Here is a 14,304-nt window from a genome sequence, read left to right on the forward strand (position 1 = left end):
GTGAGGTCAGGAGTCTTCCCAAGTGCTGGGGCGTGCGTTATACATGCCTTCAGCCGACGCTAGAACGCGTTCTAGAACGTGTCCGGCGGGCGGCCCCGCATACGACCTCGGTGCGGCCGACGGTGCGGACGGCCGCGCCGAGGTCTTCCAAGGAACCAAAGGAGCAGCATCCTCATGCCGATCGATGCCGCCAAGGCCCTCGCCGCCGAACCCCGCCGGGGGGACATCGGCTGGGACCACAAGGACATCCAGCTCTACCACCTCGGCCTCGGAGCCGGCACCCCGCTCAACGGGCAGAGCCTCGCCACCGACCCCGACGAGCTCCGCTACACCCTGGAGTCCCGGCTGCACGTCCTGCCCAGCTTCGCGACCGTCGCCGGAGCCGGGATGGCCATGCTCGGCGGCCTCGCCGCCCCCGGGATCGAGGTCAACCTCGCCGACGTCCTGCACGGCGGCCAGTCCATCGAGCTGCACCGGCCCATCCCCGTCAAGGGCCGCGCCACCTCCTCCGCCAAGGTCGCCGCCCTCTACGACAAGGGCAAGGCGGCGGTGATCGTGCTGCGCACCGAGGTCGCGGACGCCGACGGGCCGCTGTGGACCAGCGACGCGCAGATCTTCGTCCGCGGCGAGGGCGGCTTCGGCGGTGAACGCGGCCCCTCCGTCAAGGAGGAACTGCCCGGACGCGCCCCCGACCGCACCGAGGAGCGGGCCATCCGCGAGGAGCAGGCGCTGCTCTACCGCCTCTCCGGGGACTGGAACCCCCTGCACGCCGACCCGGAGTTCGCCAAGCTCGCCGGCTTCGACAAGCCGATCCTGCACGGCCTGTGCTCGTACGGGATGACCCTCAAGGCCGTCGTCGACACCGTGCTCGGCGGGGACGTCTCCCGGGTCCGCGCCTACCGCACGCGCTTCGCCGGGATCGTCTTCCCGGGGGAGACGCTGCGCATCCGGATGTGGCAGGAGGAAGGCCGCGTACTGGTCTCGGTGACCGCCGCCGAACGGGACGACGCACCCGTCCTCGCCGACACCGTCGTCGAACACTCGTAGCACCCACTAAGGAGCCGCACCGTGCGCGCAGCACTGCAGAGCGAGATAGGCCAGGACAAGCTCGAGGTCGTCGACGACATGGAGGCCGTGGGCTTCGGCCCCGGCAAGGTCAGGATCCGTGTCAGGGCCACCGGCCTGTGCCACTCCGACCTCTCCGCGATGAGCGGCGTACTGCCGCAGCCCGCCCCCTTCATCCCCGGACACGAGGGCTCCGGGGTGATCACCGACGTCGGCGACGGGGTCACCTCGCACCGGATCGGCGACCGCGTCCTCGTCTGCTGGCTGCCGCCGTGCGGCCACTGCCCCGCCTGCAAGCGCGGCCAGGGCCACCTGTGCCTGGAGGCCTTCGGGAACGTCGCCACCCCCAACTTCAAGCGGGCGGCCAGTGACGTCTTCGGCTTCGCCGGCACCGGCACCTTCTCCGAGGAGATGGTCGTCCCGGCCGCCTGCGCCATTCCGATCCCCGACGACCTGCCCTTCGACATCGCCGCGCTGATCGGCTGCGGGGTCACCACCGGACTCGGCGCGGCCATCAACACCGCCAAGGTCGAGGCCGGCTCCTCGGTCGCCGTCATCGGCTGCGGCGGCGTCGGCATATCCGTCATCCAGGGCGCCAAGGTCCAGGGCGCGGCGCAGATCATCGCCGTCGACCCGGTCGCCTCGCGACGGGAGGCGGCGCTGCGCTTCGGCGCGACCGAAGCCGTCTCCCCGGAGGAGTTCGCCGACGCCAAGAACCGCGTCACGGCCGGCGAGGGCTTCGACTACGTCTTCGAGGTGGTCGGCAAGTCCGCCACCGCGCAGAAGGCGTACGAGATGACGCGCCGCGGCGGCTCCGTCGTCGTGGTCGGCGCGGGCGCCCTCGACGACAACTTCCAGGTCAACATGTTCTCCCTGTTCTTCGACGAGAAGAAGATCCTGCCGTCGATGTACGGCGGCGGCGACGTGCTCCGCTCCTACGAGCGCACCATCGCGCTGTGGCGGGCCGGCCGGATCGACCTGGAGAACCTGATCACCCACCGGGTGCACCTCGCCGAGATCAACGACGCCCTGGACCAGATGCGCACCGGCGTCGCCCTGCGCACCTGCATCGAACTCTGAGCCAGCCGCTCACCGACCGCTGAGAGGAACGCCACGGATGTCACTCCCACTTGAGGGGCTCTCCGCCATCGTCACCGGAGCGGGCCGCGGCCTCGGCCGGGCCGAGGCGCTCGAACTGGCCCGGCTCGGCGCGAGCGTGGTCGTCAACGACTACGGGCAGAGCGGCCGCGACGGCTCCGGCGAGGCCTCGGCCGCCCCGGCGGAGGAGGTGGCCGAGGAGATCCGCGCGGCGGGCGGGCAGGCCGTGGCGCACCTCGGCGACGTGGCCGACTTCGAGCAGGCGCGGGAGCTGGTGGGTCTCGCCGTCTCCCGCTTCGGCAAGCTCGACGTCCTGGTCAACAACGCGGGCATCCTGCGGGACCGGATGGTCTTCTCGATGACCGAGGACGAGTGGGACTCGGTGATCCGGGTCCACCTCAAGGGCCACTTCAACACCACCCGCTTCGCGGCCGCGCACTGGCGGGAGCGGTCCAAGGCGGCGGGCGGCCCGGTGTACGGGCGGATCGTCAACACCTCCTCCGAGGCCTTCCTCGGCGGTTCGGCCGGCCAGCCCAACTACGCGGCGGCCAAGGGCGGCATCGTGGGCCTGACCACCTCGACCGCCCTGGCCCTGGCCAAGTACGGGGTGACGGCCAACGCCATCTGCCCGCGCGCCCGCACCCGGATGACCGAGGACGTCTTCGCGGGCTTCCAGGTCCCGGAGGAGGGCAAGCTCGACGCCCTCGCCCCCGAGCACGTCTCCCCGCTGGTCGGCTACCTGGCCTCGCCGGCCTCCGCCAAGGCCAACGGCCAGCTCTTCGTCGTGCACGGCGGGATCGTCGTCGTGATGGAACGCCCCCGGGTGGCGGCGAAGTTCGACACCGCCAAGGAGGCCTTCTCCTTCGAGGAGCTCGACGGGCTCCTCACCGCGCACTACGACTCCCGCCCGGCGAACGAGACCTTCGCGGCGGCCGAGGTCCTCGGCCTCAAGCACGGCTGAGCGGGTGCACGCGGCGGCGGCCCGGGGAGGGGACCCCCGGGCCACCGCCGCCGCGTGCCGTCCGGGTCTCAGCCCAGCGGGGCCTGCTGGAGCGGGACCGGGCGCGGGGCGGGCGGCGGGGGCGGGTCCACGCGGACGGGCGGCGGCGGGGCGGCGGGCTGGCTCAGGCTGACGACGCCGCAGGGCACCGCCGGGGTGGCGTACGGCAGGCACAGCCGCCCCTCCGGGGTCCACAGCCCGCTCCCGAGCCAGCCCTCCGGGGCGCCGAGCCGGAAGACGTACCGGTCGGCGGGACGCCAGAGCGCGAGGCCGCCGTCGCCCACCCGGAGGGCGACCCCGCAGGTCTCCGGCATCAGGACCTGGCCCGGCTGCACGGCGAAGGGGTGGGCGTCCGGCAGCCGCAGGCACTCCGGGAAGCGGACGGGGCGTTCGCTGCCGAGCACCCCCCAGCCGAGCCGCGGCTCGCCCGGGGCGTCCGAGCGGATCAGCAGCAGCCCGCTGTCCGGGGCCGCCAGCAGCAGCCGGTCGTCGCTGTCCTCGGCGATCTGGAGCAGCGGGCTGACCACCCCGCCCCGCCCCAGGTCCACGGCGACGGCCTTGGTACGGCCGTCCACCTCGCGGTCCAGCGCCAGCAGCCGGCCCGTACGGTCCAGCCAGACCCCGCCCGAGCAGCGGCCCGGGACCACCGCGACCCGCTCGGGCCCGCCGGAGCCCCCGGCCACCCGCCAGACGGTGCTCTCCCCTTCCCCCACCGCCAGGGCGAAGGCCCCGCACCCGTCGGGGGACGGCGGCAGCAGGCGGACCCGCAGCCCCTCCTCGGCGTCGACCGAGCCGAGCCGGAACTCCCCGGTGCGGGGGCCGGAGGCGGCGCCCGAGGGGTAGAGGAGGGAGAAGGCGTGCCGGTCGGCGACGCGGCGGTGGATCAGCACCTGCCCGTCGGCCAGCGCCAGCACCTCGCTGTCGGCCTCCTCCGGCTGCGCGAGCGGCAGCGGCACCGCGTAGGGCTCCGGACCGCCCAGCGTCCAGCGCTCCGGATAGCGGGCCTCGCCGACCCCGGCCAGCCGGGCGGCGTACGCCCCGTCGGCCGCGATCGTCAGGGCCGGGGCCGGGGCCGGGGCCGGGGCCGGGGCCGGGGCCGGGGCCGGAGCGGGAGCGGGGGCGGCAGGGGCGGCCGGGGCGGGAGCAGGGGCGGCAGCCGGGGCCGCAGGAGCCGCGGGGACCTCCGGGGCATCGGCGGACTCGGGGTCCGGGAGCGCGGTGGTCGTGGTGTTCTCGGTGGCACAGACAGTCATCCGGGCCCTCACCTCCGCAGAGGAAGCTAGTTTTCGCACTTCCAGCCGAACCACACGACGCAGCCCGCTTCACACGTACGGGTGGCCGCCCGTCGATTCGCCGGTGGCGGGGGATGCGGTTGTGCTGCCGCCCCGGCCAGGGGACCACCGGTCGCCACGGACGGTAGCCTTGGCCCGTGCCCCGTCTCTCTGAAGTCATCGCCGCGCTGGACGCTCTCTGGCCCCCCTCGCGGGCCGAGGAGTGGGACGCCGTCGGCACCGTCTGCGGCGACCCCGATGCCGAGGTCACCCGGGTGCTGTTCGCCGTGGACCCCGTACAGGAGATCGTGGACGAGGCGGTGAAGCTCGGTGCCGGCCTGGTCGTCACCCACCACCCCCTCTATCTGCGCGGTACCACCACCGTCGCCGCGGGCACCTTCAAGGGCCGTGTCGTGCACACGCTGATCAAGAACGACATCGCCCTGCACGTGGCCCACACCAACGCCGACACCGCCGACCCCGGGGTCTCCGACGCCCTGGCCGGCGCCCTCGACCTGCGCGTCACCGGTCCCCTCGTGCCCGACCCCACCGACCCGGCGGGCCGCCGGGGCCTGGGCCGGATCTGCGAGCTGGACCACCCCGAGACCCTGCGCGAGTTCGCCGCCCGCGCCGCCGCCCGGCTGCCGCGCACCGCGCAGGGCATCCGCGCCGCCGGCGACCCGGACGCGCAGATCCGCACCGTCGCCGTCAGCGGCGGCTCCGGCGACAGCCTCTTCGCGCAGGTCCGCGCCGCCGGCGTGGACGCCTTCCTCACCGCCGACCTGCGCCACCACCCGGTGTCCGAAGCCCGCGAGCAGAGCCCGCTGGCCCTCGTCGACGCCGCGCACTGGGCCACCGAGTGGCCTTGGTGCGAGCAGGCCGCCGCGCAGCTCGACGCGATCTCCGAGCGCCACGGCTGGGGTCTGCGGACCCACGTCTCGCGCACGGTCACCGACCCGTGGACGGCGCACGCGCCGTCCGTCACACCCCCTTCTAGTGCCTCTGGAGCCCCCAACTGAACGCCGAGCCCGCCGACCAGATCCGACTTCTCGACGTCCAGGCCCTGGACGTCCGGCTGTCTCAGCTCGCCCACAAGCGCAAGTCGCTGCCCGAGCACGCCGAGGTCGACTCCCTGACCAAGGACCTCAGCCAGCAGCGCGACCTCCTCGTCGCCGCCCAGACGCAGGCCAGCGACGCCGCCCGCGAGCAGACCAAGGCGGAGCAGGACGTCGACCAGGTCCGCCAGCGCGCGGCCCGGGACCAACAGCGCCTGGAGTCCGGGGCGGGCATCTCGGCCAAGGACCTGGCGAACCTGCAGAGCGAGGTCGCCTCGCTCGCCAAGCGGCAGGCCGACCTGGAGGACGTCGTCCTGGAGGTCATGGAGCGCCTGGAGGGCGCCCAGGAGCGGGTCACCGAGCTGAAGGAGCGCGTCTCCGCGCTGGAGTCGAAGCTGGCGGACGCCACCGCGCGCCGTGACGCCGCCACCGGCGAGCTCGACGCCGAGACCGCGAAGGTCACCAAGGACCGCGAGGTCATCGTCGGTTCCATGCCGACGGACCTGATGGCGCTGTACGAGAAGATCCGCGTCAAGCAGGGCGGGGTGGGCGCCGCGCGCCTGTACCAGCGCCGCTGCGAGGGCTGCCGGCTGGAGCTCGACATGGCCGAGATCAACGAGATCAAGGCCGCGGCCCGCGACCAGGTCGTCCGGCACGACAACTGCGGCCGCATCCTGGTCCGTGCGGCGGACTCGGGCATCTGATGCCGCGTTTCGTCGTGGAGGCGGACGGCGGCTCCCGGGGCAACCCGGGTCCCGCCGGCTACGGGGCGGTCGTCCTCGACCCGGCCACGGGTGAGACCCTGGCCGAGCGCGCCGAGTTCATCGGTGTCGCGACGAACAACGTCGCCGAGTACAAGGGCCTGATCGCGGGTCTGAAGGCGGCGCGCGAGCTGTCGCCGGACGCGGTGGTCCGGGTCCGGATGGACTCGAAGCTCGTCGTGGAGCAGATGTCGGGCCGCTGGAAGATCAAGCACCCGGACATGAAGCCGCTCGCGGCGGAGGCCGCGAAGATCCTCCCGCGCGGGCAGGTCACGTACGAGTGGATCCCGCGCGAGAAGAACAAGCACGCGGACCGGCTCGCCAACGAGGCGATGGACGCGGGCAAGCGCGGCAAGCAGTGGGAGCCGTCGGCCTCCACGGCCGACCTGGCCCCCGCCCCGGCCGGGCCCCCCGGCGACGCGGTGAAGGGCGCGGCGGCGGTCCGCGCCGCCCTGGCCTCCGGCGGCGGTACGCGGACCCGTGCGGCCGACGGCTCCGCCGGCGCGGCGGGCACCCTCGCGGCCGACGCCGACGTACGGGCCGCCCGCAGCGCGGCCGGCTCCGAGGCGGGCACCCTCTTCGACGGGACCGGTACCGGGACCGGTACCGGGACCGGGACGGGGACCCGGGCCCGCGTCCCGGCCCCGGCGGGTACCCGCGGCGCCGGCGCGGCCGCCGACGGCCGGGCCCCCGCGGCCGCCGCCACGGCCGACGGCACCGGTACCGGGTGGGGCGGACCCGACATGGGCACGCCCGCCACCTTCGTGCTGCTGCGTCACGGCGAGACCGCCCTGACCCCGCAGAAGCGCTTCTCCGGCAGCGGCGGCACCGACCCGGAGCTGTCCCCGGCCGGCCGCCGCCAGGCCGCCGCAGTCGCCGAGGCGCTGGCCGCGCGGGGCACCGTACAGGCCGTCGTCAGCTCGCCGCTGCGCCGCTGCCGGGAGACCGCGCAGGCCGTGGCGGACCGTCTCGGGCTCCCCGTGGCGGTCGAAGAGGGGCTGCGCGAAACGGACTTCGGCGCCTGGGAGGGGCTGACCTTCGCCGAGGTGCGGGAGCGCTTCCCCGACGACCTCCAGGCGTGGCTGGACTCCCCGAGGGCGGCTCCGACGGGCGGCGGCGAGAGCTTCGCCGCCGTCACCCGCCGGGTGTCGGCGGCGCGCGACCGGCTGCTGGCCGCGCACGCGGGCCGCACGGTCCTGCTGGTCACGCACGTGACGCCGGTCAAGACGCTGGTCCGGCTCGCGCTGGGCGCCCCGCCGGAGTCCCTGTTCCGGATGGAGCTGTCCGCCGCGTCCCTGTCGGCGGTCGCCTACTACGCCGACGGCAACGCCTCGGTGCGGCTCCTGAACGACACCTCGCACCTGCGTTGACGTACCGCGGGTCCGTGGACGTCCCCCGCCCGCGCGGCGGGGGCGTCTCATTTTCGTGACGTCCCGTGGCAAGTCTTGACTTCCTGTTTAAGCTGGGCGCCGTTTGACGATCGTGCCCATGTCAGGAGATGTCCGATGTCCACGCCCCCGCAGCAGCCCGGCCCCGGTTACGGCTACCCGCAGCAGCCCGGCCCCGGTTACGGCTACGGCCAGCCGCAGCAGCCCGGCCCCGGTTACGGCTACGGCCAGCCCCAGCAGCCCCCGCAGCAGTGGGCGCCGGCCCCGCCGCCGCCGAAGAAGAGCAACGCCGGCAAGGTCATCGGGTTCGGCTGCGGCGGCCTGATCCTGCTGTCCCTGGTCCTCTACGGCTGCGGCACGGTCGTCATGGGCGCGGCCAAGGAAGCCGGGAAGAAGGACAACGGGTTCACCCTGGCGCCCGCCACCCCCGGCGCCTCCCCGGCCCCCTCCGGCGCACCGGAGGTGGCCGCCCCGATGAACTCCGCCGAGGCGCCGGCCCCGGCGCCCGACAAGAACTCCGACGTCGTGCTGACCGCCTCGGCGGCGCCGTTCAAGCCCAGCGTCCTGGCCCAGGGCACCGACTACACTTCCGTGCAGGTGACCATCGTCAACAACTCCGCCAAGCAGGTCGACGTCAACGTCTTCTACTTCGAGGTGACGGCCGAGGACGGCACGCGCAAGCAGATCGATCTGGCCGCGGCCGAGGACCAGATCGACACCGTCAAGCTGGCCAAGGGCGAGAAGGCCACCGGGACCATCACGGTCAAGGGCAGGATCACCGCGAAGACGGTGACCTTCCGGAACGGCTTCGTCGGCAAGACCTACACCGCCGCGGTGAAGTAGCCGCGCGGCTCCGGCAGGGCCCGCTCCGGCGGGTCCCGGCCGGGGGCCCCGGCTCGGGGGGAGAGAGAACGGCAGACGAGCCGGCCTGTACGCCGGGTTCTGTCACCCGGAGACCTCGCGGTCGCCGGGGAGACGGCCATCCATCTAGGACCGGCGTTGCCGCCGGCCTCGTGCGGTCTACCCGCGAACATCGGGCGGGCAGCCCTCAAGCGTTCGCGCAGACCCGTCCGGGGACGGATCCTCTTGACCTTGCTCCAGGTGGGGTTTACCTAGCCGCCTGAGTCACCTCAGGCGCTGGTGGTCTCTTACACCACCGTTTCACCCTTACCGGGGGCCGAAGCCCCCGGCGGTCTGTTTTCTGTGGCACTGTCCCGCGGGTCACCCCGGGTGGGCGTTACCCACCACCCTGCCCTGTGGAGCCCGGACGTTCCTCGGCGGGATCCGGGGACCCCGACGCGGCCGCCCGGCCGACTCGTCTGTCGTGCCGACCATGCTACCGGCTGTCCGAGGCGGCTTGACCTTGACGCAGCGGCAGGGTTTCTACTGAGGGGCATGCGGATCGGAGAGATCGCCGCGCTCGTCGGGCTCACCACCCGGGCGATCCGGCACTACCACCATGTCGGGCTGCTCCCGGAACCGGAGCGGCGACCCAACGGATACCGGGCCTACACCGTGCGCGACGCCGTGCTGCTCGCCCGCGTGCGCCGCCTCACCGAGCTCGGGCTGACCCTCGACGAGGTACGGGACGTCCTCGCGGACGACGCGGGGCGCGAGCCGGCCGACGTGCTCCACGAGCTGGACGCCGACCTCGCCCGGCAGGAGGCCGAACTGGCCGAGCGCCGGCGGCGGCTCGCCGTGCTGCTCGCGGCCGGGCCCGGGGACGGCGAGCCCGTCTCCCCGGCGCTGGCCGCGCTGCTGGCGCGGGCCCCGGCGACGGACTCGCCGGCCGCCGCGAAGGACCGCGAGCACCTCACCCTCCTCGACGCCACCGGCCACGCGGGCGAGGAGGTCTACGCCCTGCTCGGCCCGCTGGCCTCCGACCCCGCCGTGCTCGCCCTGTACGAGCGGCTGGACGAACTGGCCGACGCCCCCGCCGACGACCCCCGGATCGGGCCGCTCGCCGAGGCCCTGGTGGCCGCCGTCCCGGACGCGGTCTTCGACGCGATCCCGTCCGGCGGGCCGGTCGTCGCCGGCTTCGAGGAGGCGCTGCTCGCCGAGTACGCCCCCGCGCAGGCCGAAGTCGTACGGCTGGTCATGCGGGCCTTCGTCGGCAGGGGGCGGCGATGAGCGCCGTACGCGCCGCCAGGATCGCCGCCTGCTCCGTCATACCCGGCGAACTGCTCCTCGTCCTGTGCCTCGCCGCCGGGGTGCGTCCGCCCGGGTGGGCGACGGCCGCCGCCGAGGCACTGGTGCTCGGGGTGCTGGTGCTGGAGGCCTGGGTGCTCTGCTCGCTGCGGCGGAGCACCGGCTCCTGGCGGCGGGCCGTACGGGCCGTCGTGCCCGAGCCGGTCCTGCGGCTGCTGCTGCACGAGCTGCGGGCCACCGCCTCCCTCGGCCGGTGGATCGTGCGCCGCGAGCACGGCGTGGGCCCCGGCGACCTGGCCGCCGCGTACACCGGACCGCAGACGGCCATGATGTACGGATTCCTCTTCGTGTCGGTGATCGAGACCGTCGGGCTGGCCGTGCTCATCCCCTGGCCCGCCGTGCACCGCGTGGTCCTGGTGCTCGACGTCTACGGGGTGCTGCTGGTGCTCGCGATGCACGCCGCCTGCGTGACCCGGCCGCACGTGCTGCTGGCCGACGGGTCGCTGCGGATCCGCTACGGGGCCCTGTTCGACCTCACCGTCCCGCCGGACGCGGTGGCCTCGGCCCGGGTGGACCGCCGCTACCCCGAGGGCCGGCTGGTCCGGCTGTCCGAGGACGCGGCCGGGGACGGGGTGCTCGACCTCATCGTGGGCAGCCAGACGACCGTCACCCTGGAGCTGAACCGGCCCCTGGACTTCCGCCGGCCGCTCGGCGCCCGCGCCCGGGCCCGCACGATCCGCTTCCACGCCGACGACCCCCGCGCGCTGGTGACCGCACTGCGGCAACCCGCACCCCCGTGACGGGCTGCCGCACTGCGTGGGGACCCTCCGGGGGGAGGAGGAGTCGTACGCCGAGCGTGACAAGCCGGCGGGGTCCTGTCTTGTAGAAAACGGCCCCCGGCGCACGCGGCCCGGGCGAACGCGACCCCGGCGGCCGTCAGGGCGGCGGGAGCAGCACGCTCGTGACGCGGCCCGGCATCCGGTCCAGCGCCGAGCCCGGCGGCAGGCCCCCGCGCAGCACCGCGAACCGGGCGGGCGGCAGCCCCGTCATGGCCTTCACCTCCCGGCCCAGGTGCGCCTGGTCGTGGTAGCCGCAGGCGGCCGCCACCTCCGCCGGGGCCGTCCCGGCCGCGAGGCGGCGCAGCGCGTGCTGGAGCCGGAAGAGCCGCGCCACGGCCTTCGGCGGCAGCCCCACCTCCTCCCGGAACCGGGCCCGCAGCCGGCGCGCGCTCCAGCCGGCCTCGGCCCCGGCCCGGGCCGGGGCGCCCGGCCCGGTGTCGGTCCACAGCCGGGCCAGCGCGCCGCGCACCTCGGGGGCGCCGGCCGGGCCCCCGTCCAGGCGGGCGGCGAAGACGGAGTCGAGCAGCGCGAAGCGGGCGCCCCAGCCGTCCAGTTCCCGCAGCCGCCCGGCCAGGTCCCGGCCGTCCGGCCCGAGCACTTCGGCCAGGTCCACCGGGGCCTCCCCGAAGTGCGCCATCGGCACCCCGAACAGCCGGTACGCACCGAGCGGGCTCATGTTCACCTCCAGCCCGTGCACCGCGCCCGCGTGCACCCCGATCACGGGCCCCGTGCGGGGGCCGCCGATCAGGGCCCGGGAGGCTGCGGCGGGCCGCAGCCGGGCGCCGGCGAGTCCGCCGCCCCGGCTCACCCACAGGCCCTCCTCGAAGGTGAAGACGAGGGTGACGAAGCCGGTGGGCAGCTCCAGGCGCCGCCGGGGCGCGGCGAACCGGGTGTCGAAGCCGGTGTAGTTGACGATGTGCGGGCGCAGCAGGGCGGCGGGCCGGCGCGCCGCCGGTACGGGCGTTCCGGATGTTCTCGGTGTTCCGGGTGTCCGGGGTGTTCCGGACGGCGGGGCTCCGGCGGGGGAAGGCCCTCGGGACAGGTCTGCGGCACCCAACTCCGGTCCCTCCCGGGGCGGCTCGCGCGGCCGGTGGTGCCGCGGGGTGCGCAGATGATGGCAGAGCCCGCCACCAGGGGGCCATACCCGGGAGCGGCCCGTACGGGACGGCCTACGCCGGGGCGAAGAGGACCTTCGCGGTGCCCGGGTCGGCCCGGGTCAGCCGGACCCGGATCCGCTCCCCGAGCGGCAGCCGCTCCTCCGGGGACTCGACGCGGCCCACCACGGCCGGTTCCTCCAGGTGGACGGTCCCGACCTGCGGCTCCTGTTCCTTCACGTCGATGACCGTCGCCTCGAAGGTCTCCCCGACGCGGTCCTTCAGCAGGGCCGCCTCCACCAGGTCCACGCACTCCCGCTCCACCGCGTTGGCCAGCCGGGTGCCCTCCGCCATCACGTGCGGGAGCTCCTCCAGCGCCTCGACGGCCCAGGCCGGAGGCTCCGCGCCCGCCACCGCCGCCACGCACAGCTCGCCCGCGTACCGGTCGGCGAGCCGCCGCAGCGGGGCGGTGCAGTGGGCGTACGGGGCCGCGACCGCCGCGTGCACCACGGGGTCGGGGGTGTGGCCGCCGGTGAAGACCGTGTAGCCGGCCCCGCGGAGCAGGGCCGTGCACTCCTGGAGGAAGGCGGCGTGCGCGGGGAGGTGCGGGTCGAGGGAGCGGACCAGTGCCGCGTACGGCACGTGGTGGGGCCAGTCGATCCGCAGGGCCTTCGCGGCCCGGCGCAGCCGTCCGACCGCGCCGTCGGGGGCGGCGGGGAGGGTGCGCAGGATTCCGGTGCCGGAGGCCAGCATCAGGTCGGCGGCCGCCATGCCGGTCATCAGGGAGATCTGGGCGTTCCAGCCGTCGGCCGGCAGCGGCGCCCGGTAGGCCAGGCTGTACGAGCCGTCGTGCTCGACGACCTCCTGTTCGGGGACGTTCAGGGAGACCCCGCCGCGTTCGGCCTCCAGTGCCTCGCGCAGGGTTCCGATGTCCTTCAGCAGGGCCAGGGAGGGCTCGGCGGTGCCCGTGTCGATGGCCTTCTGGACGCCGTCGTAGTCGAGTTTGGCCCGGCTGCGGACCAGGGCCCGGCGGACCTCGGTGGTCTCGACCCGGCCGTCGGAGTCGAGGTCCAGCCGCCACACGAGGGCCGGCCGGGTCCGGTCCGGCAGCAGGCTGGCCGCGTCCTCGGAGAGCAGCGGCGGGTGCAGGGGCACCTTCCCGTCGGGGAAGTAGAGGGTGGTCACCCGGCGGTGGGCCTCGGTGTCGAGGGCGCCGCCGGGGCTGACGAAGGCGGCGACGTCCGCGATGGCGTAGTGCACGCGGTAGCCGCCGGAGGGGCGTCGCGCCAGGTGCATGGCCTGGTCGAGGTCCACCGAGGCGGGCGGGTCGATGGTGAGGAAGGGGAGGCCGGTCAGGTCCTCGGACGGCAGCCGGGGAGCGGCGGCCGCCCGCTCTGCCTCGGCGAGCACCCCGGCCGGGAAGGCGGCGGGCACGCCCAGCCGGGTCCGCAGGCCGCCCAGCGCGGCGCGCAGGGCCGCCCCGTCCGCTCCGGCCATGTGCATGTGACGGCGTGGCATGGACCGAGCGTAGGCCGAGTCCGGCGGATCCGCGCGGGCCGCGGCTGCCGTGACGGCTGCCGTGACGGCCGCCCGGGCCGTCTACCCTGGCTCGGGGGCCGCATCCCCTGCGCCGCGTCGTATGAAGGAGAACCACCGTGCTCGTGCTGCTGCCGCCCTCCGAGGGAAAGGCCGCCGGCGGCTCCGGCGCACCGCTCGACCCCGCGTCCCTGTCGCTGCCGGGTCTCGCCCCGGCGCGGGCGGCGGTCCTGGAGGAACTCGTCGGGCTGTGCGAGGGGGACGAGCCGAAGGCGCGCGAGGTGCTCGGGCTGAGCGAGGGCCTGCGCGGGGAGGTCGCCAAGAACGCCGGACTGCTGTCGGCGCCGGCCCGCCCGGCCGGGGAGATCTACACCGGTGTGCTCTACGACGCCCTTGACCTGGCGGGGCTGCCGGCGCCCGCGCGGGAGGCGGCCGAGCGGAGCCTGCTGGTGTTCTCGGGGCTGTGGGGCGCGGTGCGGGTGACGGACCGCATCCCCTCGTACCGCTGCTCGATGGGGGTCAAGCTGCCGGGGCTGGGCGCGCTCGGCGCGTACTGGCGCACGCCGATGGCGGAGGTGATGCCGGAGGCGGCCGGGGACGGGCTGGTGCTGGACCTGCGCTCGTCGGCGTACGCGTCCGCGTGGAAGCCGAAGGGGGAGCCGGCGGGGCGCACGGCCACGGTGCGGGTGCTGCACGCGCAGATGGTGGACGGGGTGGAGAAGCGGTCGGTGGTGAGCCACTTCAACAAGGCCACCAAGGGCCGCCTGGTACGCGACCTGCTGCTGGCCGGGGCCGCGCCGGCGTCTCCGGCGGAGCTGGTGACGGCCCTGCGGGACCTGGGCTACGTGGTGGAGGCCGAGGCCCCCGCGAAGCCGGCGAAGGCCTGGTCCCTCGACGTGGTGGTCACGCAGATCCACTGATCCCGCTCGCGCGGGGCGGATGGTTTCTCGCGCGGAGCGGGTGTGGGGGGGGGGGGGGGGGGGGGGGGGGGGGGGAGGGGGGGAGGGGGGGGGGAGGGGGGGGGGGGGGGGGAGGGAAGAGACAAGCAG

At 75.1% G+C, this 14,304-nt stretch carries 13 protein-coding genes and 1 other RNA gene; 10 read left to right on the forward strand and 4 right to left on the reverse strand.

The features are described from left to right. Positions 1 to 174 precede the first annotated feature (174 nt). Genes AC069X_RS36405 through AC069X_RS36415 form a run of 3 tightly spaced genes read left to right on the forward strand, consistent with a single transcriptional unit; the run spans position 175 to position 3,124 of the window. Positions 175 to 1,047 carry a MaoC/PaaZ C-terminal domain-containing protein gene (locus tag AC069X_RS36405; RefSeq protein WP_478735729.1) on the forward strand — a complete coding sequence of 291 codons (873 nt, stop codon included), beginning with the start codon at positions 175 to 177 and terminating at the stop codon, positions 1,045 to 1,047. 21 nt (positions 1,048 to 1,068) lie between these two features. Further along, positions 1,069 to 2,145, forward strand: a complete 1,077-nt coding sequence (locus AC069X_RS36410; RefSeq protein ID WP_478735731.1) for a Zn-dependent alcohol dehydrogenase — start codon at positions 1,069 to 1,071, stop codon at positions 2,143 to 2,145. 37 nt (positions 2,146 to 2,182) lie between these two features. After that, positions 2,183 to 3,124: a 3-oxoacyl-ACP reductase gene (locus AC069X_RS36415; RefSeq protein ID WP_478735733.1), complete on the forward strand. Its 942-nt coding sequence runs from the start codon at positions 2,183 to 2,185 to the stop codon at positions 3,122 to 3,124. 68 nt (positions 3,125 to 3,192) lie between these two features. Here AC069X_RS36415 and AC069X_RS36420 read toward each other — a convergent pair whose 3' ends face one another. Beyond that, positions 3,193 to 4,416, reverse strand: a complete 1,224-nt coding sequence (locus AC069X_RS36420) for a hypothetical protein (RefSeq protein ID WP_478735735.1) — start codon at positions 4,414 to 4,416, stop codon at positions 3,193 to 3,195. Between the two features lie 176 nt (positions 4,417 to 4,592). Here AC069X_RS36420 and AC069X_RS36425 point away from each other — a divergent pair, with 176 nt between their 5' ends. The 4 genes from AC069X_RS36425 to AC069X_RS36440 all read left to right on the forward strand — a co-directional run bounded on the left by AC069X_RS36425 (position 4,593) and on the right by AC069X_RS36440 (position 8,481). Beyond that, a complete protein-coding gene (locus AC069X_RS36425) occupies positions 4,593 to 5,453 on the forward strand; it encodes a Nif3-like dinuclear metal center hexameric protein (RefSeq protein ID WP_478735737.1) in 861 nt (286 codons plus the stop codon). Positions 5,454 to 5,497: 44 nt separating this feature from the next. Further along, entirely contained in the window at positions 5,498 to 6,193 is a 696-nt protein-coding gene (locus AC069X_RS36430; RefSeq protein WP_478735754.1) for a zinc ribbon domain-containing protein, read from the forward strand. After that, a complete protein-coding gene (locus AC069X_RS36435) occupies positions 6,193 to 7,620 on the forward strand; it encodes a bifunctional RNase H/acid phosphatase (RefSeq protein ID WP_478735739.1) in 1,428 nt (475 codons plus the stop codon). The genes AC069X_RS36430 and AC069X_RS36435 overlap by 1 nt, the downstream gene beginning before the upstream one ends. Positions 7,621 to 7,755: 135 nt before the next feature. Beyond that, complete coding sequence (locus AC069X_RS36440; RefSeq protein WP_478735740.1) at positions 7,756 to 8,481, forward strand: DUF4352 domain-containing protein; 726 nt, start codon at positions 7,756 to 7,758, stop codon at positions 8,479 to 8,481. A gap of 72 nt (positions 8,482 to 8,553) precedes the next feature. Here AC069X_RS36440 and rnpB read toward each other — a convergent pair. Beyond that, positions 8,554 to 8,956, reverse strand: an RNA gene (gene rnpB, locus AC069X_RS36445) — RNase P RNA component class A. A 77-nt stretch (positions 8,957 to 9,033) separates the two neighbouring features. Between rnpB and AC069X_RS36450 the strand changes: the two genes are divergently transcribed. Both AC069X_RS36450 and AC069X_RS36455 read left to right on the forward strand, forming a co-directional pair. Next, entirely contained in the window at positions 9,034 to 9,768 is a 735-nt protein-coding gene (locus AC069X_RS36450; RefSeq protein WP_478735742.1) for a MerR family transcriptional regulator, read from the forward strand. Continuing rightward, positions 9,765 to 10,586, forward strand: coding sequence for a hypothetical protein (locus AC069X_RS36455; protein WP_478735744.1), 822 nt, complete (start codon positions 9,765 to 9,767; stop codon positions 10,584 to 10,586). The genes AC069X_RS36450 and AC069X_RS36455 overlap by 4 nt, the downstream gene beginning before the upstream one ends. 136 nt (positions 10,587 to 10,722) lie before the next feature. Here the strand turns inward: AC069X_RS36455 and AC069X_RS36460 are convergent, their stop codons facing one another. Next, positions 10,723 to 11,682: a helix-turn-helix domain-containing protein gene (locus AC069X_RS36460; protein ID WP_478735746.1), complete on the reverse strand. Its 960-nt coding sequence runs from the start codon at positions 11,680 to 11,682 to the stop codon at positions 10,723 to 10,725. Positions 11,683 to 11,794: 112 nt separating this feature from the next. Further along, positions 11,795 to 13,237: an RNB domain-containing ribonuclease gene (locus tag AC069X_RS36465; protein ID WP_478735748.1), complete on the reverse strand. Its 1,443-nt coding sequence runs from the start codon at positions 13,235 to 13,237 to the stop codon at positions 11,795 to 11,797. A 137-nt stretch (positions 13,238 to 13,374) separates the two neighbouring features. On the opposite strand from AC069X_RS36465, the gene yaaA reads away from it, so the two are divergent. Continuing rightward, a complete protein-coding gene (gene yaaA / locus AC069X_RS36470; RefSeq protein ID WP_478735750.1) occupies positions 13,375 to 14,175 on the forward strand; it encodes a peroxide stress protein YaaA in 801 nt (266 codons plus the stop codon). Positions 14,176 to 14,304: the final 129 nt, after the last annotated feature.

The sequence above is a fragment of the Streptomyces sp. NPDC043896 genome (genome assembly GCF_056435605.1).

Bases quoted from the DNA above. Each gene is read 5' to 3' on its own strand.
- AC069X_RS36405 (WP_478735729.1), top strand. From the start codon at position 175: ATGCCGATCGATGCCGCCAAGGCCCTCGCCGCCGAACCCCGCCGGGGG.
- AC069X_RS36415 (WP_478735733.1), top strand. From the start codon at position 2,183: ATGTCACTCCCACTTGAGGGGCTCTCCGCCATCGTCACCGGAGCGGGC.
- AC069X_RS36420 (WP_478735735.1), bottom strand. From the start codon at position 4,416: ATGACTGTCTGTGCCACCGAGAACACCACGACCACCGCGCTCCCGGAC.
- AC069X_RS36435 (WP_478735739.1), top strand. From the start codon at position 6,193: ATGCCGCGTTTCGTCGTGGAGGCGGACGGCGGCTCCCGGGGCAACCCG.
- AC069X_RS36440 (WP_478735740.1), top strand. From the start codon at position 7,756: ATGTCCACGCCCCCGCAGCAGCCCGGCCCCGGTTACGGCTACCCGCAG.
- AC069X_RS36450 (WP_478735742.1), top strand. From the start codon at position 9,034: ATGCGGATCGGAGAGATCGCCGCGCTCGTCGGGCTCACCACCCGGGCG.
- AC069X_RS36455 (WP_478735744.1), top strand. From the start codon at position 9,765: ATGAGCGCCGTACGCGCCGCCAGGATCGCCGCCTGCTCCGTCATACCC.
- AC069X_RS36465 (WP_478735748.1), bottom strand. From the start codon at position 13,237: ATGCCACGCCGTCACATGCACATGGCCGGAGCGGACGGGGCGGCCCTG.